Annotated in this window: 24 protein-coding genes; 10 read left to right on the forward strand and 14 right to left on the reverse strand. The window is 58.4% G+C overall.

All coding sequences use genetic code 11. The features are described 5' to 3' along the window. Nucleotides 1–7: 7 nt before the first annotated feature. The 5 genes from KGB14_RS16250 to KGB14_RS16270 form a co-directional block, all read right to left on the reverse strand. The gene (locus KGB14_RS16250; RefSeq protein ID WP_223487834.1) at nt 8–1096 is read right to left on the reverse strand and encodes a flagellar basal body P-ring protein FlgI; all 1089 of its coding nucleotides are present in this window, start codon (nt 1094–1096) and stop codon (nt 8–10) included. Nucleotides 1097–1123: 27 nt separating this feature from the next. After that, nucleotides 1124–1819 carry a flagellar basal body L-ring protein FlgH gene (flgH, locus tag KGB14_RS16255; RefSeq protein WP_223487790.1) on the reverse strand — a complete coding sequence of 232 codons (696 nt, stop codon included), beginning with the start codon at nt 1817–1819 and terminating at the stop codon, nt 1124–1126. 52 nt (nt 1820–1871) lie between these two features. Then, complete coding sequence (gene flgG / locus KGB14_RS16260; protein WP_008011001.1) at nt 1872–2657, reverse strand: flagellar basal-body rod protein FlgG; 786 nt, start codon at nt 2655–2657, stop codon at nt 1872–1874. A 45-nt stretch (nt 2658–2702) separates the two neighbouring features. Beyond that, nucleotides 2703–3443: a flagellar basal body rod protein FlgF gene (locus KGB14_RS16265; RefSeq protein ID WP_223487791.1), complete on the reverse strand. Its 741-nt coding sequence runs from the start codon at nt 3441–3443 to the stop codon at nt 2703–2705. Nucleotides 3444–3715: 272 nt separating this feature from the next. Further along, nucleotides 3716–5278, reverse strand: coding sequence for a sigma-54-dependent transcriptional regulator (locus tag KGB14_RS16270; protein ID WP_223487792.1), 1563 nt, complete (start codon nt 5276–5278; stop codon nt 3716–3718). 402 nt (nt 5279–5680) lie between these two features. Here KGB14_RS16270 and phhA point away from each other — a divergent pair, with 402 nt between their 5' ends. The 6 genes from phhA to KGB14_RS16295 all read left to right on the forward strand — a co-directional run bounded on the left by phhA (nt 5681) and on the right by KGB14_RS16295 (nt 10194). Further along, a complete protein-coding gene (phhA, locus tag KGB14_RS16275; RefSeq protein ID WP_223487793.1) occupies nt 5681–6466 on the forward strand; it encodes a phenylalanine 4-monooxygenase in 786 nt (261 codons plus the stop codon). A 105-nt stretch (nt 6467–6571) separates the two neighbouring features. Continuing rightward, the gene (locus tag KGB14_RS16280) at nt 6572–6928 is read left to right on the forward strand and encodes a 4a-hydroxytetrahydrobiopterin dehydratase (RefSeq protein ID WP_123495984.1); all 357 of its coding nucleotides are present in this window, start codon (nt 6572–6574) and stop codon (nt 6926–6928) included. Beyond that, entirely contained in the window at nt 6928–8121 is a 1194-nt protein-coding gene (locus KGB14_RS16285) for an amino acid aminotransferase (protein WP_263294634.1), read from the forward strand. Before KGB14_RS16280 ends, KGB14_RS16285 begins: the two co-directional genes overlap by 1 nt. A 356-nt stretch (nt 8122–8477) precedes the next feature. After that, a complete protein-coding gene (locus KGB14_RS28480; protein ID WP_007902501.1) occupies nt 8478–8609 on the forward strand; it encodes a hypothetical protein in 132 nt (43 codons plus the stop codon). Nucleotides 8610–8681: 72 nt separating this feature from the next. Then, a complete protein-coding gene (locus KGB14_RS16290) occupies nt 8682–8876 on the forward strand; it encodes a hypothetical protein (RefSeq protein ID WP_223487794.1) in 195 nt (64 codons plus the stop codon). Between the two features lie 103 nt (nt 8877–8979). Beyond that, nucleotides 8980–10194 carry an MFS transporter gene (locus tag KGB14_RS16295; RefSeq protein ID WP_223487795.1) on the forward strand — a complete coding sequence of 405 codons (1215 nt, stop codon included), beginning with the start codon at nt 8980–8982 and terminating at the stop codon, nt 10192–10194. On the opposite strand, the gene arfB is transcribed toward KGB14_RS16295, so the two are convergent. From arfB to KGB14_RS16320, 5 genes are all read right to left on the reverse strand, one after another. Further along, a complete protein-coding gene (arfB, locus tag KGB14_RS16300) occupies nt 10191–10604 on the reverse strand; it encodes an alternative ribosome rescue aminoacyl-tRNA hydrolase ArfB (protein WP_007938537.1) in 414 nt (137 codons plus the stop codon). The genes KGB14_RS16295 and arfB overlap by 4 nt on opposite strands. 396 nt (nt 10605–11000) lie before the next feature. Beyond that, nucleotides 11001–11687, reverse strand: a complete 687-nt coding sequence (locus KGB14_RS16305; RefSeq protein ID WP_223487796.1) for a DUF4225 domain-containing protein — start codon at nt 11685–11687, stop codon at nt 11001–11003. Continuing rightward, entirely contained in the window at nt 11680–12180 is a 501-nt protein-coding gene (locus tag KGB14_RS16310; RefSeq protein WP_223487797.1) for an Hcp family type VI secretion system effector, read from the reverse strand. Before KGB14_RS16310 ends, KGB14_RS16305 begins: the two co-directional genes overlap by 8 nt. 227 nt (nt 12181–12407) lie before the next feature. Next, entirely contained in the window at nt 12408–13820 is a 1413-nt protein-coding gene (locus tag KGB14_RS16315; RefSeq protein WP_223487798.1) for an amino acid permease, read from the reverse strand. A gap of 735 nt (nt 13821–14555) precedes the next feature. Continuing rightward, the gene (locus KGB14_RS16320; RefSeq protein ID WP_223487799.1) at nt 14556–14768 is read right to left on the reverse strand and encodes a hypothetical protein; all 213 of its coding nucleotides are present in this window, start codon (nt 14766–14768) and stop codon (nt 14556–14558) included. Nucleotides 14769–14782: 14 nt separating this feature from the next. Between KGB14_RS16320 and KGB14_RS16325 the strand changes: the two genes are divergently transcribed. Beyond that, the gene (locus tag KGB14_RS16325; protein ID WP_038979531.1) at nt 14783–14920 is read left to right on the forward strand and encodes a hypothetical protein; all 138 of its coding nucleotides are present in this window, start codon (nt 14783–14785) and stop codon (nt 14918–14920) included. Nucleotides 14921–14987: 67 nt separating this feature from the next. Beyond that, complete coding sequence (locus KGB14_RS16330; RefSeq protein ID WP_223487800.1) at nt 14988–15953, forward strand: leucyl aminopeptidase; 966 nt, start codon at nt 14988–14990, stop codon at nt 15951–15953. Nucleotides 15954–16157: 204 nt separating this feature from the next. Here KGB14_RS16330 and rluB read toward each other — a convergent pair whose 3' ends face one another. The 3 genes from rluB to KGB14_RS16345 all read right to left on the reverse strand — a co-directional run bounded on the left by rluB (nt 16158) and on the right by KGB14_RS16345 (nt 19005). Beyond that, nucleotides 16158–17423: a 23S rRNA pseudouridine(2605) synthase RluB gene (gene rluB, locus KGB14_RS16335; protein ID WP_223487801.1), complete on the reverse strand. Its 1266-nt coding sequence runs from the start codon at nt 17421–17423 to the stop codon at nt 16158–16160. 291 nt (nt 17424–17714) lie between these two features. Continuing rightward, a complete protein-coding gene (locus tag KGB14_RS16340) occupies nt 17715–18023 on the reverse strand; it encodes a cupredoxin family copper-binding protein (RefSeq protein WP_223487802.1) in 309 nt (102 codons plus the stop codon). 13 nt (nt 18024–18036) lie between these two features. Further along, nucleotides 18037–19005 (reverse strand): metallophosphoesterase family protein, encoded by a 969-nt coding sequence (locus KGB14_RS16345; protein ID WP_223487803.1) that lies wholly within the window; start codon nt 19003–19005, stop codon nt 18037–18039. 155 nt (nt 19006–19160) lie between these two features. Here KGB14_RS16345 and KGB14_RS16350 point away from each other — a divergent pair, with 155 nt between their 5' ends. Together KGB14_RS16350 and KGB14_RS16355 are read left to right on the forward strand one after the other, a co-directional pair. Then, entirely contained in the window at nt 19161–19673 is a 513-nt protein-coding gene (locus tag KGB14_RS16350) for a sigma-70 family RNA polymerase sigma factor (RefSeq protein WP_223487804.1), read from the forward strand. Beyond that, entirely contained in the window at nt 19666–20409 is a 744-nt protein-coding gene (locus KGB14_RS16355; protein ID WP_223487805.1) for an anti-sigma factor family protein, read from the forward strand. Before KGB14_RS16350 ends, KGB14_RS16355 begins: the two co-directional genes overlap by 8 nt. 46 nt (nt 20410–20455) lie before the next feature. On the opposite strand, the gene scpB is transcribed toward KGB14_RS16355, so the two are convergent. After that, complete coding sequence (gene scpB / locus KGB14_RS16360) at nt 20456–21454, reverse strand: SMC-Scp complex subunit ScpB (RefSeq protein ID WP_223487806.1); 999 nt, start codon at nt 21452–21454, stop codon at nt 20456–20458. Nucleotides 21455–21460 lie beyond the last annotated feature (6 nt).

A 21460-nucleotide genomic window follows, 5' to 3' on the forward strand; every position in this document is an offset into this window, starting at 1 on the left:
GCCGTCCTCAGATCACGATCAGGTCGGCTTGCAACGCGCCGGCCTGCTTCAGCGCTTCGAGGATCGCCATCAAGTCACCCGGTGCCGCGCCGACCTGGTTCACCGCTCGGACGATTTCGTCGAGGGTGGTGCCCGGGCCGAACTTGAACATCGGTTTGGCTTCTTGCTGAGCGTTGACCCGCGAGCGCGGCACGACCGCCGTCTGCCCGTTGGACAGCGGGCCGGGCTGGCTGACGATCGGGTCTTCGGTGATGGTCACGGTCAGGCTGCCGTGGGTCACGGCGGCCGGGGAAACCTTGACGTTCTGGCCGATCACGATGGTGCCGGTGCGCGAGTTGATGATGACTTTCGCCACCGCCTGGCCCGGGTCGACTTCAAGGTTTTCGAGGATCGACAAATAGTCGACCCGCTGACTCGGATCGAGTGGCGCAGTCACGCGGATCGAACCACCGTCGATGGCCTGAGCAACACCAGGGCCTAGCATGTCGTTGATCTTGTCGACGATGCGCTTGGCGGTGGTGAAGTCCGAACGGTTGAGGTTCAGGGTCAGGCTATTGCCCTGGTTGAAACCGCTTGGCACTGCACGCTCGACCGACGCGCCACCCGGGATACGACCGGCCGACGGAACGTTGACAGTGATCTTCGAACCATCACGCCCCTCGGCATCGAAACCGCCGACCACCAGGTTGCCCTGAGCGATGGCGTAGACGTTGCCGTCGATACCTTTGAGCGGCGTCAACAGCAAAGTACCGCCACGCAGGCTCTTGGAGTTACCAATGGACGCTACGGTGATATCCACCTGCTGACCCGGCTTGGCAAACGCCGGCAAGTCGGCACTGATCGATACTGCCGCGACGTTCTTCAGCTGCACGTTACCCGAACCTGCCGGCACCTTGATGCCGAACTGCGAAAGCATGTTGTTGAAGGTCTGCAGGGTGAACGGGGTCTGGGTCGTCTGGTCACCGGTGCCGTTAAGCCCGACCACCAGGCCGTAGCCGATCAATTGGTTGGAACGCACGCCGGAAATACTGGCGATGTCCTTCAGCCGCTCGGCTTGAGCATCGAAGGCCGCCGTCAGCAACAGGGCGCCCACCATAAGGCTTTTCAGATTCAACGTAGCCACCTAGAAAGGGAACAGCGGGCTGAGGAAGAAACGGTCGAACCAGCCTGGCTGACTCGCATCGGCAAACGCGCCGGTGCCCGAATAGGTGATGCGTGCATCGGCAACGCGAGTCGACGACACGGTGTTGTCGGTGGCGATGTCATCGGCGCGAACGAGGCCGGCAATCCGCACCAGCTCATCACCGGTATTGAGGGTCAGCCACTTCTCGCCACGCACGGCGATGATGCCGTTGGGCAACACGTCGGCGACGGTCACGGTGATCGAACCGGTCAGGCTGTTGCCCTGCCCGGCTTTACTGTCACCCTTGGTCGCGCGATCGCCGCTATAGCCGGCGTCCAGACTGAGATCACCACTGCCTAACGGGTTATTCGTGTTGGGCACCGAACCAAACAGCGAGGACAGACCGATGGTGGCCTTGCTGGTCTTGTCGACCTGGGAGTTGGCGTTTTTGCTGGCCTGGGTCTTTTCGTTCAAGGTGATGGTAATGATGTCACCCACCCGGAACGCCTTGCGGTCGCTGTACAGGTTCTGTTCGAAACCGGCCTGGTAGATCGAGCCGTTATTGGCCGCAGCCGGCAGCGGCGTGCGCGGCAACACCGGGGCGTAGTAAGGGTCATTGGGTCTCGGCGTCGGACCAACGCAGCCCGCGAGCACGACGACCCCACTCAGTGCCAGAACAGATACAAAGCGATTCATGACCCTACCTCACGGTGTTGCTGGCGACCTCATGGCCGCCTCATAGACTTGATTACAGATTCTGCGTTACGAACGAGAGCATCTGGTCGGCGGTGGAGATCACCTTGGAGTTCATCTCGTAAGCGCGCTGAGTAGTGATCATGTTGACCATCTCTTCAACGGTGCTGACGTTGGACGTTTCCAGGGTGTTCTGCAGCGTGGTACCGAAACCGGCGAGGCCCGGGGTACCGACTTGCGGCGCGCCGCTGGCAGCGGTTTCCAGGAACAGGTTGTTACCCACGGCTTGCAGACCGGCCGGGTTGATGAAGTCGGCGGTTTGCAGGTTGCCGATCACCTGGGACGCCGGGTTGCCGGCAACGGTGATGGACACGGTGCCGTCACGGCCGACGGTGAAGGTCTGGGCGTCGTTCGGAATGACAATCGCCGGCTCCAGGGCGAAGCCGCTGGCGTTGACGATCTGGCCGTTGGAATCCAGGTGGAACGTACCGTCACGGGTGTAGGACGTGGTGCCATCCGGCTGCAGAATCTGGAAGAAACCGCGACCGTCGATGGCCATGTCCAACGGCTGCTCGGTGGTTTGCAGGCTACCGGCGGTGAAGTTTTTCTGGGTGCCGACGATGCGCACACCGGTACCCACTTGCAGACCCGACGGCAATTCGCTGTCCTGGGTCGACTGGGCGCCTGGCTGGCGTTTGATCTGATACAGCAAGTCCTGGAACTCGGCGCGGTCACGTTTGAAACCCGTGGTCGATACGTTCGCCAGGTTGTTGGAAATGGTGGTGAGGTTGGTGTCCTGGGCGGACAGACCTGTTTTGGCAACCCATAGAGCCGGAAGCATTCGATTCTCCTCGTGCGCCTGTTTTACGGCGCGACGTTCTGGTAATTAGCTGATCTGCAAGACCCGAGCCATGGCCTGGTCATCGTCTTTGGCGGTGTTCATCATCTTGATATGCAGCTCGAACTGCTTGGACAGCGCCAGCACCGAGGTCATTTCTTCCACGGCATTGACGTTGCTCGACTCAAGGAACCCGGACACCAGTTTGACGTTGGCATCGGCCTGCGCCGGCTTGCCGTCCTTGGTGTGGATCGAACCGTCCAGGCCTTTGGTCATGTTCTTGAAGTCCGGATTGACCAGTTTGATGCGGTCGACTTCGGCCATTACGCGCGGGCCTTCGCCCATCGCGCGAATGCTGATGGTGCCGTCTTCGCCGACTTCGATTTGTTGCTCGGGCGGCACGGCAATCGGCCCGCCATTGCCTACCACCGGCATACCGTTGCCGGCGCGCAGCACGCCCAAAGCGTCAACGTTCAGGCTGCCGGTGCGCACGTAGCTTTCACCGCCATCGGGGTTCTGCACGGCGATCCAGCCGTTGCCTTGCACCGCGACATCGAGGTCGCGGCCGGTTTCCACCAGCGCACCCGGGGAGAAGTCGGTGGCCGGACGTTCGCTCATGGCAAACGCACGCGCCGGAAAGCTGTCACCAAACACCGGCATCGAACGGGCCTGTTCCAGGTCCTTCTGAAAACCGTTGGTAGAGATGTTCGCCAGGTTGTTGGCATGAGCCTTCTGCGCCAGTGCATTCTGGCTGGCGCCGGTCATTGCCACATAAAGGTACTTGTCCACACTCTTTCCTCTGCATGCCGGACGTTTGCCGCCCACCGCTGTACTGCTGAGCCATAAGCAATTTGCAGACCAACTTTTTTCTGGCGGCGCAGGGCTCGGCAAACAAAGGACTTGAGGGATCTGGAGGGGAAACTGGAAATGTATCGAAGTCGAAAAACCGGCGGTGTTATGCCGCTTCGCGGCAAAGGATCAAAAGATCGCAGCGTGCCGCAGCTCCTACATTTGGAATGCGGTTTCCTGTAGGAGCTGCGGCACGCTGCGATCTTTTGATCTTAAAGGCTGCTGTCCTTGCCAACCTCATACTCACGCAACTTGTTGGCAATGGTGGTATGCGAAACCCCCAATCGTTTGCCCAGTTGCCGACTGCTCGGATGCTCGGAATACAAGCGCTCCAGCACCGCCTTTTCGAAGCGCCCGACAATTTCGTCCAGCCCGCCCTCAAGGGAGAAATCGCCAAGCGGCTGACGCACGCCGTAGTCCGGCAGTCGAATGTGTTCGGCTTTGACGGTGCCGCCGTCGCACAGGGATACCGCCTGGAACAGCACGTTTTCCAACTGCCGCACATTGCCCGGCCAATGGTAGTGACTGAGCCGCTCCATCGCCGCCGGCGCCAGTTTCGGCAACGGGCAACCGATCTGCCGACTGGCCTGATCGAGGAAGTGCTCCACCAGCGGCGTCAAACCGTCGAGGCATTCGCGCAACGGCGGGATGTGCAGCGAGAGCACGTTCAAGCGATGGTACAAATCCTGGCGAAACTCACCGCGAGCGCACAGTTCGGACAAGTCCACTTGAGTCGCGCAGATCACCCGCACATCCAGATAGACCTCTTCATCGCTGCCGACCCGACGGAAACAGCCGTCCTGCAGAAAGCGCAGCAATTTCACCTGCAAGCGCGGGCTCATTTCACCGACGCCATCGAGGAACAACGTACCGCCCGCCGTCAGCTCCAACAGCCCGAGCTTGCCTTCGGCCCGCGCCCCTTCGAAAGCGCCAGGGCCGTAGCCAAACAATTCGGTCTCGGCCATGGACTCCGGCAGACCGGCGCAGTTGAGCGCCATCAGTGGTGATTGCCCACGCGGGCTCGCCAGGTGACAGGCCCGCGCCAACAACTCTTTGCCGGTGCCGGTTTCGCCTTCTATCAAGAGCGGCGCATCCAGCGGTGCCATGCGCCGCGCTTCGCGCACCACAGCCGCCATCACTTTCGAGCTCTGGAAAATACTGTCGAAGCCGCGCAATTCCTGCTTGCGTACGTTATAGATGCGCTCACCCACCCGATCAGCGCGATGCAACGTCAACACCGCACCGGCCATGGCCTCGCTTTCGTCATGCTCCGATTGCAGTGGCGCGATGTCGGCGAGAAACACGTCACCCTTGACCTTGACCCGCAAGCCGTTGATCCGCGACTTGTTGGCGCGCACCAGCTCCGGCAAATCAAAATCCTCGGCGTACCGCGACAGCGGAATCCCCGGCACTTCATCCACCCGCACCCCGAGCAACTGCGCCGCCGCACGGTTGGCCGCGACGATAGAGCCGCCCATGTCGATCGACAGCACCGGAAACTCCAGGGCCCCGAGCAAGGCGTTGAGCTCCATGTGCCGACGTTCGCTGGGCATCAGCCCTACGCGCTTGACGCCGAATACCCCGGCAATCGCCTCGAACTTCGGACGCAACGCCTGGAACTGAATGTTGATCAGGTTCGGACAGTGCAGATAGATCGCATTGCCGTGCTCACCGCCCACTTCGCCGCGGGCGACGTTGATTCCGTACTCGACCAGCAGGTTGAGAATGTCGCGCAGGATACCGATGCGGTTCTGGCAGTGGACTTTGATACGCATATAAAGGCCCGAAAAAGCGGTGAGTGAGGTTAATGCCGAGCGCACAACCTGTGGGAGCGGGCTTGCTCGCGAAAGCGGACTGTCTGATACATCAATGTCGGATGTGCCGACGCTTTCGCGGGCAGCCCGCTCCCACAGGGGTATTCGCAGTGACTCGGACGTATTTTTTTACTGAGCGGCTCAATTGGTCGTCAAGATTATGTGACACCCATGAGCCATTTCAAACCCGTAAATATCAATACTTGCGCCACAGCAGCCAATCCGTAACGAATACTTTACGAAAAGAGAGGATTTTTCCTACTTTCAACGAGAATCACCTGCTGCAACACGGCGCACCTTGGGGTATTTCTAGGTCCATAGCTGTACACACAACAAGAACGAATCCCCTAGCAGGAGAGCAGCATGAAGCAGACGCAATACGTGGCTCGCGAGCCCGATGCGCAAGGTTTTATCGACTACCCCGCCGAAGAACACGCGGTGTGGAACACGCTGATCACTCGCCAGCTGAAAGTGCTCGAGGGCCGTGCGTGCCAGGAATACCTGGACGGTATCGAAAAACTCGGTCTGCCCCACGACCGCATTCCTCAACTCGGTGAAATCAACAAAGTCCTCGGTGAAACCACCGGCTGGCAGGTTGCCCGGGTCCCCGCACTGATTCCCTTCCAGACCTTTTTCGAATTGCTGGCGAACAAGCAGTTTCCGGTGGCGACGTTTATTCGTACCCGCGAAGAGCTGGATTACCTGCAAGAGCCGGACATTTTCCACGAGATCTTTGGCCACTGTCCGCTGCTGACCAACCCCTGGTTCGCCGAATTCACCCACACCTACGGCAAACTTGGCCTACAGGCTTCCAAGGAAGAACGCGTGTACCTGGCGCGCCTGTACTGGATGACCATCGAATTCGGTCTGGTCGACACGCCGCAAGGCCTGCGCATCTACGGCGGCGGTATTTTGTCCTCACCCAAAGAAACCGTTTACTGCCTGTCAAACGAACCTGAGCATCAGGCGTTCGATCCGCTGGAATGCATGCGTACGCCGTACCGCATCGACATTCTGCAACCGCTGTACTTTGTCTTGCCGAACCTCAAGCGCCTGTTCGACCTGGCCCACGAAGACATCATGGGCATGGTCAAACAAGGTATGCAGCTGGGGTTGCATGCGCCGAAATTTCCGCCAAAAGCGGCGTGACCCGCGCCTTTTGGCATCAAGTGAGTCTGTTACGGATCGCCGCTTTGCTTTAGCGTGGTCCCACTGACGACCGTTTTTCAAAACACTCGATTTCAGGAACACATCATGTCCACATTGAACCAAGCCCATTGCGAAGCCTGCCGCGCCGATGCCCCTCAAGTCAGCGACGAAGAATTGCCGATCCTGATCAAGCAGATCCCTGACTGGAACATCGAAGTCCGCGACGGTGTGATGCAGCTGGAAAAAGTTTTCCTGTTCAAGAACTTCAAACACGCGCTGGCGTTCACCAACGCCGTCGGCGAAATCTCCGAGGCCGAAGGCCACCACCCAGGCCTGCTGACCGAGTGGGGCAAAGTCACCGTGACCTGGTGGAGCCACTCCATCAAGGGCCTGCACCGCAACGACTTCATCATGGCCGCGCGCACCGACGAAGTGGCCAAGAACGCCGAGGGCCGCAAATAATGCATTTCGACGCCATCGGTCGAGTACCCGGCGACCCGATTCTCGGCCTGATGGAGGCCTATGCGCTGGACCCTAACCCGCGCAAATTCGACCTTGGCGTGGGTGTCTACAAAGACGCCCAGGGCCTGACACCAATCCCCGAGGCGGTGAAGCTCGCCGAGCAGCACTTGGTGGATCGTCAATCCACCAAGACCTACATCGGCGGCCACGGCAATGTAGCGTTCGGCAAGGTCATCAACGAGTTGGTGCTTGGCGCTGATTCGGCGCTGATCGTCGAACAACGGGCCGGCGCCACTCAAACACCGGGCGGCACTGGCGCGCTGCGCTTGAGCGCCGACTTCATCGCCCAATGCCTGCCGGGCCGTGGCGTGTGGTTGAGCAACCCGACCTGGCCGATCCACGAAACCATCTTCGCGGCAGCCGGGGTCAAGGTCAGTCACTACCCGTACGTGGGCAGTGATAACCGTCTGGATGTGGACGCGATGCTGGCGGTGCTCAATGAAGCCCCCAAGGGCGATGTGGTGCTGCTGCACGCCTGCTGCCACAACCCGACCGGTTTCGACCTGTCCCATGACGATTGGCGCCGGGTGCTGGACGTGGTGCGCAGCCGTGATTTGCTGCCACTGATCGACTTCGCCTATCAGGGCTTTGGCGACGGACTGGAGCAAGATGCCTGGTCGACCCGGCTGTTCGCCGCCGAGTTGCCGGAAGTGCTGATCACCAGTTCCTGCTCGAAAAACTTCGGCCTGTACCGCGACCGTACTGGCGCGCTGATTGTCTGTGCGCAAACCGCCGACAAGCTGGTGGACATCCGCAGCCAACTGGCCAACATCGCCCGTAACCTGTGGTCGACGCCACCGGATCATGGCGCCGCCGTGGTCGCGACCATCCTCGGCGATCCAGAGCTGAAAAGCCGCTGGGCCGACGAAGTGGAAGCCATGCGTTTGCGCATCGCCCAGTTGCGCAGCGGCCTGGTCGAAGCGCTTGAACCCCATGGCTTGCGCGAGCGCTTTGCGCACATTGGCGTGCAACGCGGGATGTTTTCCTACACCGGTTTGTCGCCGGAGCAGGTCAGGCAACTGCGCGAGCATCACAGCGTGTACATGGTCAGCTCAGGCCGGGCGAACGTTGCCGGGATCGACGCTACGCGTCTGGATTTGCTGGCCGAAGCTATCGCTGACGCCTGCAAGTAACCCCTCAAATACCTGCAAGCCCCCCTGTGGGAGCGAGCCTGCTCGCGATAGCGATTTTTCAGTCACATTGATGCTGAATGTGCCGCCGCTATCGCGAGCAGGCTCGCTCCCACATTTGAAATGCAATCTCCTGTAGGAGCTGCCGAAGGCTGCGATCTTTTGATCTTGATCTCCAATACCCCCCAAAAGATCGCAGGCTACACCAGCGCCTACACAGACCTGTCTAGACAATCCCATCCGTCGTAACAATTGGATATAAAAGTCTTTTTGTCATTTCTCCTGCTGTATCCTGCCCAGGCTTTTTAGAAAGCGCGGATCTACCAGATCTATCAACAGACTTAGCGAGGAGCGCGAACATGCACGAGATCCCTAATCTCCCCTTCCCAAGCCTGCACGAAACTGAGCAGACAACCACGCAACAAGCCGGTGCCCAACAGCCCGAGACGAAAGAAGCACCTGAACGCCGCCAGGCCGACAGCGAAGACTGATACCTGCACGACCAGACCGTGTGGAAAGCGCTAATATGCGCTTTCCACACCGCCTGAACCTCGAGCGTTCCCATGACCGATGAATCCAGCATCACATTCAACGAAGCTCAGGCCAGCGTCCTGATCGGCACCGCCGAGAAGATGATCGAGATCTGGAACCGCCTTCCCCCCGAGAAACAGGCCGCTCTGCTGGCCCGCTTCGGCAGTGAAGAAAACGCTCTGGCCGCCCTGGTCACGACGCAACTGGTTGCCCCCGCAAAATCCTGATTATCCCCGCACGGCAAATAGTTTTACTTTTTCACGACCCGCAACCGCCCGCGCCGTTATCATAAGCAGCCTATCTATCCTGCTGCCCCGTGGATCTTTACCCATGTCAGAAACCCAGCGCCCCCTGGCGGTCACGCTGCAAGTCGTTTCCATCGTCCTGTTCACGTTCATCGGTTACCTGAATATCGGCATTCCCCTGGCCGTATTGCCCGGCTACGTCCACAGCGACCTCGGTTTCGGCGCCGTGATCGCCGGGCTGGTGATCAGCGTGCAATACCTGGCCACCCTGCTCAGCCGCCCTTACGCCGGGCGCATCATCGATAATAAGGGCAGCAAACTGGCGGTGATGTACGGCCTCGCCGGCTGCGGTTTGAGTGGCGTGTTCATGCTGATTTCGGCCTGGACGCAAAGCCTGCCCACGTTGAGCCTGATCAGCCTGTTGATCGGCCGACTGGTGCTCGGCAGCGCGGAAAGTCTGGTCGGCTCCGGGTCGATCGGCTGGGGCATCGGTCGGGTCGGCGCGGCGAACACCGCCAAGGTCATCTCCTGGAACGGCATCGCCAGTTACGGCGCGCTGGCGGTCGGCGCGCCGCTGGGGGTGCTGCTGGTGAGTCAATTGGGCTTGTGGAGCATGGGCGTGAGCATCGTGCTGCTGGCCGTGCTGGGCGTGGCACTGGCTTGGCCGAAAACCGCGGCACCGATTGTCGCGGGTGAACGTTTGCCGTTCATGCACGTGCTGGGACGGGTGTTCCCTCATGGCTGCGGCCTGGCGCTGGGCTCCATCGGCTTTGGCACCATCGCCACATTCATCACGCTGTATTACGCCACTCAGCATTGGTCCAACGCGGTGCTGTGCCTGAGCCTGTTCGGGGCCAGCTTCATTGGCGCGCGATTGCTGTTCGGCAACCTGATCAACCGCCTCGGCGGTTTTCGCGTGGCGATTGCCTGCCTCTCGGTGGAAACCCTCGGGCTGTTGCTGCTGTGGCTGGCACCGGATGCCCATTGGGCACTGGCCGGTGCGGCGCTGAGCGGTTTCGGTTTCTCGTTGGTGTTCCCGGCCTTGGGCGTGGAAGCGGTCAACCTGGTGCCCGCCTCCAGCCGTGGCGCGGCAGTCGGGGCTTATTCACTGTTTATCGATTTGTCGCTGGGGATTACCGGGCCATTGGCCGGTGCGATTGCGGCGGGGTTCGGTTTTGCTTCGATCTTCCTGTTTGCCGCATTGGCCGCGCTGAGTGGCTTGGCACTGAGCATCTATTTGTACCGGCAAGCGCCAAAGCACCTTAATGAAAAGCACCGCGAAGAACGCAACGCCCGTTAGAAATCCACCTTGCCCCGCCCGGCCTTGATGCTGCCGCGCTTGGTTTTGGATTCGAGCCGACGCTTCTTCGACCCGAGGGTCGGCTTGGTCGGGCGGCGTTTCTTTTCCACTTTGGTGGCGCTGAGGATCAACTCGGTCAGGCGCTCCAATGCATCGGCGCGGTTCTGCTCCTGCGTACGGTATTGCTGGGCCTTGATGATCAACACGCCTTCGCTGGTGATGCGACTGTCGCGCAACGCCAGCAGCCGTTCCTTGTAGAACTCGGGCAAGGACGAGGCCGGAATGTCGAAGCGCAGGTGCACGGCGCTGGAGACTTTATTGACGTTCTGCCCACCGGCGCCCTGGGCGCGAATGGCGGTCAATTCGATCTCGGCGTCTGGCAGATGCACGTTGTTGGAAATTACCAGCATGGAAATAGGTCCGGTATCAGGGTGTTCAGGATACCGCGAATGACGATTTTGATAGCGGTAGATTGCTGCGATATCTTTCCCGCCGTGGGTCTTGTAATTGAAATGGGAGTTGCCTTATCTGAAATGGTTGTACTAATCTGACAACCAAAATCAAAAGGATATGATTGCAATGACCCTCGAAAACATTCGCTATTATTTTTCCGTAACATGCTTGGTATTAGGTTGCTCCGGCCTACCCGCGGCCGTTGTTGTATGGTGCATAACTGAAGTGATTCCCTTGGAGGGAAAGCATCTATACATCGCCTACCTGACAACATATGCCATCATCGTCTTTTTTGGCTTGCGCTTCTATATTCCGAGGTTGCGGGGGCACGCATAAATAACTTGCCCCACCAATCACCTACCCCGAAACTGTAGAAGCATGGTATTTATGGTAAACGAATCGACCAAGGCTTCCAGAGCCAAAGCCAACTTTCCCGTTTGGTGATAAGCCCTTTCATAATTAATCGGATCATGCCTGAATAGCTCGAACGCGCCATACTTTGGAATTTTCCTATACATTCCGTAGCCAGACAAAATCAAGTCTAGAGAGTAATAAACCATATCAGCCTGATAATCATCCTTAATCACGGCCCGATACATATACCTAAGTGGTCCAATCGTACCCGGCACATCAGGGCCGTTATAGATATTCCCTACCCCCTCATAAATATTATTAGTGCCGTGGCTGATTAAAAACCCGCCCGGTATGACGCCAATTCCTCCAGGAATTGCAGTAGCCGCAACCCCCGCTCTAACCTGCATGACGCCCGCCGCCACACCAACACCATTCTGCAGGTAAAAACGTGCCTTTGACGATAGCTCTTCGTACTCGCTTATGAGCTCCTGAACCCCTTGCCACGCGCTGATTACCCCCTCATCAACGGCTTGGATCACCTCATTGGCGTAGGCAGAAATAATCGAACTGAATCGCAACCGTGTAAAACCGTCAGAAAGATGCGTCATGCCGATGTTGCATCCAACCGCAACCAGATCAGAGGCGGCTCTAGTCACATCGTGAATATCGCACGAAGTTTCATTCATCTTCATTCGCCCAAGTACTGTATGCACTCGTTGCCCCAGGAACGTGCGCCCAGGCAATGTTTCTATAACGAATGGACACCTGTTCTTGCGGCTCTGCATCATTCATACGAATAGCATGAGGAACTTGTTGACTGATATGCGCGATGCGCGCGCCAGTGAGATGGATTGAATAATATCGCTCCTGCCCTCCAGTTGTTGCGGTGCGGTAAAAATTGATAATGCACTCCACTTCTTCACGCTCATGCAACGCGCTCGCCAACAGAGGTGAAGATTTATCGATAGCCTTGGTGATCATGACCGGCATATGCTTGCCGCGACCACCGGCCATGGTACCGTCATTTCCCGTCAGCATATCGTGCAAGTAAGCCAACACCATTATTTCGTCCTGATGGCCGGACTGACATTTATTACCGATGGAGCTTTGACCGGAGCAGCCAGCGGAAATCAAACCTTGACGCTTACCGGTAATAGTCATGTAGCTGTGACTGGCCATAACCACTCCTTATGCATTGGGAGCGCCAGCCTATGACAAAAAGCAACCGACAGGTTGTAGGCTACTTCTGAATTAACGAAGCTCTTTCTGCTTTTCAATTTTTCCGAAATTACTGTAGTAAACAGCGAATGATCATGTAGGAACAAGACTTCAGTACAATCCAAAAGTCATACAGCAGAAACAACAAACCCGGCACATGGCCGGGTTTGTTGTTTCTGCACGCTGCGTTATTTCACTGCAGCCTGCAACGCCTGCTGGGCGCTACGCTTGTTCTTGATGCCGTAGCAGACCCACATGAACGCGACCCACACCGGAATCGCGTACACCGAGATCTGGATACCCGGGATCAGCAGCATCACGCCGAGGATGAACGCCACGAACGCCAGGCAGATGTAGTTCCCGTACGGGTACCACAGGGCCTTGAACAACGGCGTCTGTTTGGTCTTGTTCATGTGCTGACGGAACTTGAAGTGCGAGAAACTGATCATCGCCCAGTTGATCACCAGGGTGGCTACCACCAGCGACATCAACAGTTCCAGCGCGTTTTGCGGAATCAGGTAGTTCAGCAACACCGCGATCAACGTCACAGCGGCCGATGCCAGGATCGAACGCACCGGCACGCCACGCTTGTCGATCTTCGACAGGGCCTTCGGCGCATCGCCCTGCTCGGCCATGCCCAGCAGCATACGGCTGTTGCAGTAGGTGCCGCTGTTGTACACCGACAGCGCCGCGGTCAGGACCACGAAGTTGAGGATGTGCGCGGCGGTGTTGCTGCCGAGCATCGAGAACACTTGTACGAACGGGCTGCCGCTATACGCGTCGCCGGAAGCATTCAGGGTGGCCAGCAGACTGTCCCAAGGCGTCAGCGACAGCAGGACCACCAGCGCACCGATGTAGAAAATCAAAATCCGGTAGATCACCTGGTTGATGGCTTTCGGGATCACGGTTTTCGGTTTGTCGGCTTCAGCGGCGGTGAAACCGAGCATTTCCAGGCCGCCAAACGAGAACATGATGATCGCCATGGCCATCACCAGACCGCTGACACCGTTCGGGAAGAAGCCGCCGTGGGACCACAGGTTGGTCACCGAGGCTTGCGGGCCGCCGTGGCCGCTGACCAACAAGTAGCTGCCCAGGGCAATCATGCCGACAATCGCCACGACCTTGATGATCGCGAACCAGAACTCGGCCTCACCGAAGACTTTGACATTGGCCAGGTTGATCAGGTTGATCAATACGAAGAACCCGGCTGCCGAGACCCAGGTCGGGATATCCGGCGCCCAGTAATGGATGTATTTGCCGACGGCGGTCAGCTCCGACATGCCCACCAGAATGTACAGAATCCAGCAGTTCCAGCCCGACAGGAAGCCGGCAAAACCGCCCCAGTATTTGTGGGCGAAGTGGCTGAAGGAGCCGGCCACTGGCTCTTCGACAATCATTTCGCCCAGTTGGCGCATGATCATGAAAGCGATGAAGCCGCAAATGGCGTAGCCGAGAATCATCGACGGGCCGGCGGATTTGAGCACGCCGGCCGAGCCGAGGAACAACCCGGTACCGATCGCGCCACCAAGGGCGATCAGTTGAATATGACGATTTTTCAGGCCGCGTTTAAGCTCGCCTGAATGCGAGTTTTGTCCACTCATGAAAAGGGTCTCACGCAAGGTTTGATGATGTTCGGTAGACGTTGCTGCTCGGTTGCGATTTCAAGCAGCGCCGATCAAACCCCAGCGCAGGCACCAGGAGTTCAGCGTTTTTACGACAGTCATGCGTCACCTGTTTGTTTTTATCTGTGACGAAATCGAACCCGACACGCTCGTGACGCGGCGGAGTGAACAAGGCGGGTGGCCTTGAGGTTTGCGCTGTTGCGCAGAGGGTCACAGTTAAAACGCGGCGCATTGTACACCTGTAACCCCCTGCTGCCAGACACCACTGGATCAGCGTGTCGGTTGCCGGGATTGCCTGTGTCCGCCTCGAGAGCCTCGGGCGGCTGCAAAAATTGAGTCAGACCTTTGCAGGTCATCGATAAGGGCAGCGTAAAAATCGCCCTTCAGGGGGAGATGGAGATGAGTCACGGCGTTCATTGCGCCTCCTTCTTGTTATGCACCTGCACGACAGGCATGGGGCGCATCTCACCCTTCATACGCTGCTGAAACAAGCGTGCCAGAGCCCTTGAATGCCACCCAGTCGTCGGCGGACGGCAGGTTTTCCTTACAGACCTTTCCTCAGCAGCATTCCATGGGGTTTGAGACGGGTTTTCGTAACGTTTTATTGACAAGGCGTAACGCAAGTTTTCCAAATCAGATCCAGGGGGCGGCTGACTGTAAATTGACGATAGGAAGCTTCCTAAGCAAATATCCGACTTAGTTTTCTGTTTTTTATTAAGAAAATGGGCTTTCAAAAAATGGAATAAATAGTTCAAATGAAAATTGTTTAACTATTTTTTTGCATTTTAAAACCCCGTGAACTAGGTTTTCAGCGACTTGCCGAGCCGCATCGACCGGCACGTTGACGCGCTCTTCAACGAGTGAAAAGCACGCCACTGCTCTTATCAAAAGTGTTCTTACCGAAGCTGTTCTTACCAAAGAAGTCATCTAGGAGATTCACCATGCAAGCACTGGACAAAGACTTGGACACTGAACTGCAACTGGACGATTGGTTTGAAGCACCGACCCATGATGCCGCCGTCGAAATGATGCAAGCCGACGCGGTCGTTCCGTTCGGCACGGCGATGTGGCCTCTATAAGACATCCCGGCAGGCACGATCCGGCCGGTCGCGCCTGCCACTTTCTCGGTTTGTCAGGGAGGATTACATGGATAAGCAGCGCGCCATCTCGCATTTCCTTTACTACCTCGAACATCACCCTGCCGTTGCCGGCATCAACCCGGCGAAGGTCTTGCTCGGCCACACCGCTGATTACGAGGCACTGACCGGCGCCATCGCCGAACAGGCCGGTAACAGCCCACGGTTCAGCTTCAGCATGATGCGTCTGGACCTCGAACCCACCGAATTGCTGACCCAGGCGATTACCGACAGCGATCTGTACATTTTCTTCTACGACTCTTCCACCCTGCCCAACCCGCGTCCCGAGGGCCCGGACTTTGTCCGTGCGCTGCAAGGCGTGATGGCGCAGAACTGGAAAAAGTCGCTGCTGTTCAAGGATTATGGCGATTACTTCTACGACACCTTCAGTGTCACCCCGCAGCGAATTGCCGGGTTGAACAGCCACTTGATCCAGCGCATGTCCCACGCCACCACCCTGAGTTTCAAAGATGATCACGGCTCGTGGTTCGAAACACCGCTAAGCAGCATCAAGAAGTGGACCGACATCAATGGTGTCGGCAACTTCGATCTGGCACCCGGTGAGATCGCCACTCACAGCGAGGCCATTAATGGCCGGGTGAAGTTTATGGGGACGTTCCTCGGCACGATTCCGTTTGCCCGCAAGTACGGCGTGCTGGCATCACCGCTGGAGTTGTGGATCGAGAACTCGACCATCAGCAAAATCGCCACCGATGTGCCGGGGCTGGAACATGACTTCAACAAGTACCTGGACGCCAATCCATCCAATCGGCGAATCGAGGAGTTGGGGATCGGCACCAACGAAGGCGTGAAAAATCTGTATGCGCGCAATGCCGGATTCGAGGAGCGCCATTGCGGCTTGCACCTGGGGCTGGGCGGTGGCGCCAAGGGTAGCCATCACCTGGACCTGATCTTCTCCAGTGGCGTGTTGGCGCTGGATGATGAGCCGGTGTTTAACGGACGGTTTGTTTTCTAGACCGGAATTGGCGGCGCCGCCACCGGCATCATCGCGAGCAGGCTCGCTCCCACAGTGGACCGAGTTCTCAGGGGAAAAATGCGATCGAATGTGGGAGCGAGCCTGCTCGCGATGACGGACTCACAAACACCACAAAACTAAAGACAGCCCCCCAAAAAAAACGCCATCCTCGAAGGATGGCGTTTTTCATGGAGCGCTTACCGATTACTCAGGCTTGCGACGACCGAAGCCCGGACGCTGGCCGGAACCGGCTGGCGCGCCGCGACGCTTGCCCGATGGCGCGTCACGATCAACCAGCACGATGCCTGGGCGTTTCTTCGGCGCGGGCTTGGCCGGGCGCTTGGTGTCGGCCGGGCGGTCTGCCACGGGCGTACCACGACCGGCAGGCGCGCCGCGATCGCTACGACCACCGGACGGAGCACCACGGCCTTCGCCACGCTCAGTGCGACCGTTGGCCGGACGCGGCGTGCGTGGACCGCGTTCGCCGTCCTGACGCGGTGCTGGCTTGCGGGCCGGGCGCTCGCCTTCGATCTGCGGTTCGCGGGCTGGACGCGGGCTGGCAGATGGAGCGCCGGCGGCTGGACGCAGGGTCCGTACGCGCTCGGTCTTGCCCATTGGACGCGACGATTTACGCTGCATCCGATCAAGCTTGTCCTTGCTCTTGGCGTTCATTTGCGGCATCGCCACCGGCGTCAGGCCGACCTCGGCACTCAGAATGTCGACTTCGTACTGGCTCATTTCGCGCCAGCGGCCCATCGGCAGGTCGGAGTTGAGGAACACCGGACCGAAACGCACGCGCTTCAGGCGGCTGACCACCAGGCCCTGGGATTCCCACAGACGACGGACTTCGCGGTTACGACCTTCCATCACCACGCAGTGGTACCAGTGGTTGAAACCTTCGCCACCCGGTGCCTGTTTGATGTCGGTGAACTTGGCCGGGCCGTCTTCGAGGACGACGCCCGCTTTCAGACGCTCGATCATCTCGTCATCGACTTCGCCACGTACACGTACCGCGTATTCACGGTCCATTTCGTAGGAAGGGTGCATCAGGCGGTTGGCCAGTTCACCGTCAGTGGTGAACATCAGCAGACCGGTGGTGTTGATGTCCAGACGACCGATGTTGATCCAGCGACCTTCTTTCGGGCGCGGCATCTTGTCGAACACGGTCGGACGGCCTTCCGGGTCGACACGGGTGCAGATTTCGCCGTCGGGCTTGTTGTACATGATCACGCGGCGTACCGACTCGGCGGCTTCTTCGCGCTTGATCACCTTGCCATCGATGGTGATGGCGTCGTGCATGTCGACGCGCTGACCAAGGGTGGCGTCTTTGCCATTGACCTTGATCCGGCCGTGGCTGATCCAGGCCTCTACGTCACGGCGCGAGCCGACGCCGATACGGGCGAGGACTTTCTGCAGTTTTTCGCCTGCTGGGCCGATTTCCTGGTCGTCTTTCTGGTCGTTGATACTCATCTGGGCACCTCCCGGTGTGGTCTGTTCAGGATGCTCTGGATTGAGGATCCTGAAGCGTTGTAAATCTGTGTACTTGGCGAAGGGATCGCTCGAGGGTCGCGAATCATACGCTCATGGAGACGTTCGCGCATCAGAGACTAGCTGATCAATGGAGACTTACTTGATTTTCCGCCGACCGGCGGTGCCGGGTTCGATCAACCAGACACCGAACCCATGTGGCAGCGAGCCGGCTCGCTCCCACAATGGGGTCAGGGTTTCTTCAGTTCGATCTATCGCAAGTTTCTTGCGGCATCACTGGCTGACCACAATCTTCCCGATCATCTGCGGATGCAGCGCACAAAAATACTCAAACTCCCCCGGTGTGTTGAACACCCAGGAAAAACTGTCATGGGTATCCAGCGCCCCAGAGCGAAACACCTTGTGGGTTTCCGCCACCGTATGCGGAACCTGGTCGTCGTTCACCCACGTCACTTTGGTGCCCACGACCACGGTCAAATCCTTGGGTCTGAACAGAAACTCCTTGATATCGATTTTCACCTCCTGAGCCCATACCGGCATCGACAGCATCAGGCAGACAACAGCCAACAGTCGCGTATTCATCAGAGCCCCTCCACTAAACCAGTGTCGAATCGATCAGTGCCAGCGGATGCGCACCCTGCGTCGCTCGCACATCGGTGATCCCTAGATAATTGCGCAGTTGATCAGCCGCCACCGTCATCGGCCCCGGTGCCGACGCCGCACCCGGTGCGGGTTGCGGATAGGCCGTGCCGCGGGCGGTGTGGAAGGTGATATTGCCTTCGACCTTCTGGATGACCTGATGGATATGCCCGTTCAACACCGTCACCGAACCGTACTTGCGCAGCATGGCAATCGCCTGGTCGCCATCCTCGGTGCCCCAACCCCACGGCTGATAAATCGTCCACAACGGAATATGGGTAAACACAACGATTGGCGTGCTGCTCGTCACGGCGCGCAAGTCATCGTTCAGCCATGCCAGTTGATCGGCGCCAAGCGTCGCTTCATGGCCAGCCTGGAAGTTGAAGACATTCACCAGCCCGATGAAATGCACGCCGTGGTCATCGAAGCTGTACCAGCCATTGCCTTTGGTGCCCTTGCCGTAACGCTCCAGATAGAGCTTGCCGCCGCCCTCGTCGAGGGTGTCGTGCTCGCCCGGCACGTAGTGCACGGTGGACGGGAGGCCCTTGAGCAGTTGCGCGGCAGTATCGAACTCTTCCGGTTTCGACAGGTGGGTGATATCGCCGGTATGCAGGATCAACGACGGCCGTTTCGGTAATGCGATGACTTTGTCGATGGCCACCTGCAAGGTCTTCGACGGTTCCGGGTTGGCCTCCTTATTGAAACCGATATGCGAGTCGCTGATCTGCACAAAGTGGAAGGTGCTGGCCAGCGCTTTGGGGTCGGAGACGTTGCCGGAATCGTCCAACGCAAAAGCCCGCGGAACGCCGCCGCTCAAGGCCCAGATCACGCCGGCTCCGGCCCACGCGGAGCACTTGAGCAGAGTCCGGCGGTCGGGGTTCAGCGGACCGTCGGTGCGTCGTTCGTGTTTTGAATGAATGTCCATCGGTGTGCCCTCGCTAGCGGACTACAGTGATGTAGCTGACACGAGATACAACCTTGCGGGACGAGTCTTTATTCCACGTCGGAAAATTATTTTTTTCCCCGGGAATAAAACACAGCAAATGACGGTTATAGGGGTGGGACGTTACGGGAATCACTATGAAGCGATTTGAGGACTTGTTTGCGCCCCACATGGATGCCGCCTACAACCTCGCGCGCTGGCTCACCGGTAACGACAGCGCCGCGCGCGACGTCGTGCAGGAAAGCGCCCTGCGGGCGATCAGATTCTTGCACCGTTTTGCCGACGGCAATGCCAAGGCCTGGTTTCTGACCATCGTGCGTAACGAAAGCTACACCTGGCTCAAGGCCTCGGCCGGCCACCGCTGGGTGGCTATCGGCGATGAACTGCCCGAAGACGATGCCGCGTTGAGTCACGGCCAAACCCCGGAGTTGCTGGCCATTCACACGGAAAACGCGGCCCTTGTCCAGCAAGCCCTGTGCGCCCTGCCGCCAATATTTCGCGAGGTGATTATTCTGAAGGAGCTCGAAGACATGCCCTACAAGGACATCGCCTTGGTGGCCGATATCCCCATCGGCACCGTCATGTCGAGACTGGCCCGGGCTCGCGCCATGCTCAAGCTCGAACTACTGAAGTTGCATGATCATGAATGAACTCGACTGCACGGCTTGCCAGACGCTGGTTCATGGCTATCTGGACAAGGAACTGGATACGGTGATGGCTGCCCGGATCGCCGGGCATTTGGCCGTATGTGCCCAATGCGCGCGGTTGCATGATCAGGCGCGGCTACTGAAGGTAAGCGTGAAGCGACACGCGCCGTACTACCCGGCACCAACGTCGTTGACTGCCAACCTTTTAGCCCCTGTTGCGCCACAAACCCGTGCAGTGGAACGTTGGCGAAAATGGTTCGCGCCTGTTTTTTCAGCGACAGCGCTGGCCTTGGCAGTGATGCTGTATGTCGTCACGCCAGCCAGCGAACAGCCGTTGATGGATGAGGCGGTCTCCAGCCATGTCCGCTCGTTGATGGGTGAACATCTGAACGATGTGGTTTCGTCCGACCGCCATACAGTGAAGCCTTGGTTCACCGGCAAGCTCGACTTTTCGCCGCCGGTATTCGATTACTCGGCGCAGGGCTTTCCATTGTTGGGTGGACGGTTGGATTACCTGCAACATCAGACCACGGCGGCCCTGAGTTACGGGCGCGCCAAGCACATTATCAATGTGTTTATCCTGCCCACGCAGGAGGCGGATAAGCCACGGCAGAGTCAGACGGTCCGCGGCTTCAACGTCGTGTTCTGGCAAGAAAACCACATGCGATTCGTGCTGGTTTCCGATCTGGAGAAAAGTGAGCTGGAGGCGTTCAGCCAGTTGCTCAAGAACGGCACCTGAAGGCAAGGTTGCGCCGCAACATAGAATCTCCCACATCGGGTTCGTGTCAGTCTTCGAGCAGGCGGCGTTCGTTTTCGATCGCTTCGGCGAGGGCTTGAGCTTCGGCTTCTTCATCGCTGAGCTCAGGTTTCGGCCGTTCCAGCGCGGCTACAGCGGCCAGGAGTTTTTCCCGCGCTTCGGCCACGCCAAGAATGTCATCTTCCTGTTCTGGTTCTGGTTCTGGTTCTGGTTCTGGTTCTGGTTCGACTTCGGCTTCAGTCTCGACCTGAGGTTCAACTTCGGTTTCAGGTTCGGGTTGAGCCAACTCCCCTCCTGCTTCGGTCAACTCGCCATCGCGCAACAAATCATCGAAATCGGTCTTGAGCCCCTCTTCCATGGTGTCCAGTTCCAGCAACAGCGTGTGGAAACTGGTTTCTTCCTTCGGTTCTTCCGGCTCGGCGCTGGCGTCGGCCAGGTCCTGCAAGCCTTGCGGCACCGGCGCGTCGTCGAAATCGAGGACAGGATCAGGTTCCAGCTCACGCAGCTCGGCGAGCGGCGGCAGGTCGTCGAGATTCTTCAGGTTGAAGTGGTCGAGAAAGGCCTTGGTGGTGGCGAACATCGCTGGCTTGCCGGGTACGTCGCGGTAACCGACGATGCGGATCCACTCACGTTCCAGCAGGGTTTTGACGATGTGGCTGTTGACGGCTACGCCGCGCACGTCTTCGATTTCGCCCCGGGTGATCGGCTGGCGATAGGCGATCAGCGCCATGGTTTCGAGCATGGCGCGGGAATAGCGTTGCGGCCGCTCTTCCCACAAGCGACCGACCCACGGCGCGAACTTTTCGCGAATCTGCAGGCGATACCCGGAGGCGACTTCCTTCAACTCGAAAGCACGGCCATCGCAGGATTTGGCCAGAATCGTCAGCGCCTTCTTGAAAACAGGCGGCTCGGGCCGCTCGCCTTCCTCGAAGAGTTCGAACAGGCGTTCAAGCGATTGCGGTTTTCCCGAGGCCAACAGAAAGGCTTCAAGCAATGGCGCCAGCTCGCGGGGTTCAGTCAGGTTCATGATTCA

Source organism: Pseudomonas sp. A-RE-19 (assembly GCF_019956555.1).
Classification (GTDB): domain Bacteria; phylum Pseudomonadota; class Gammaproteobacteria; order Pseudomonadales; family Pseudomonadaceae; genus Aquipseudomonas.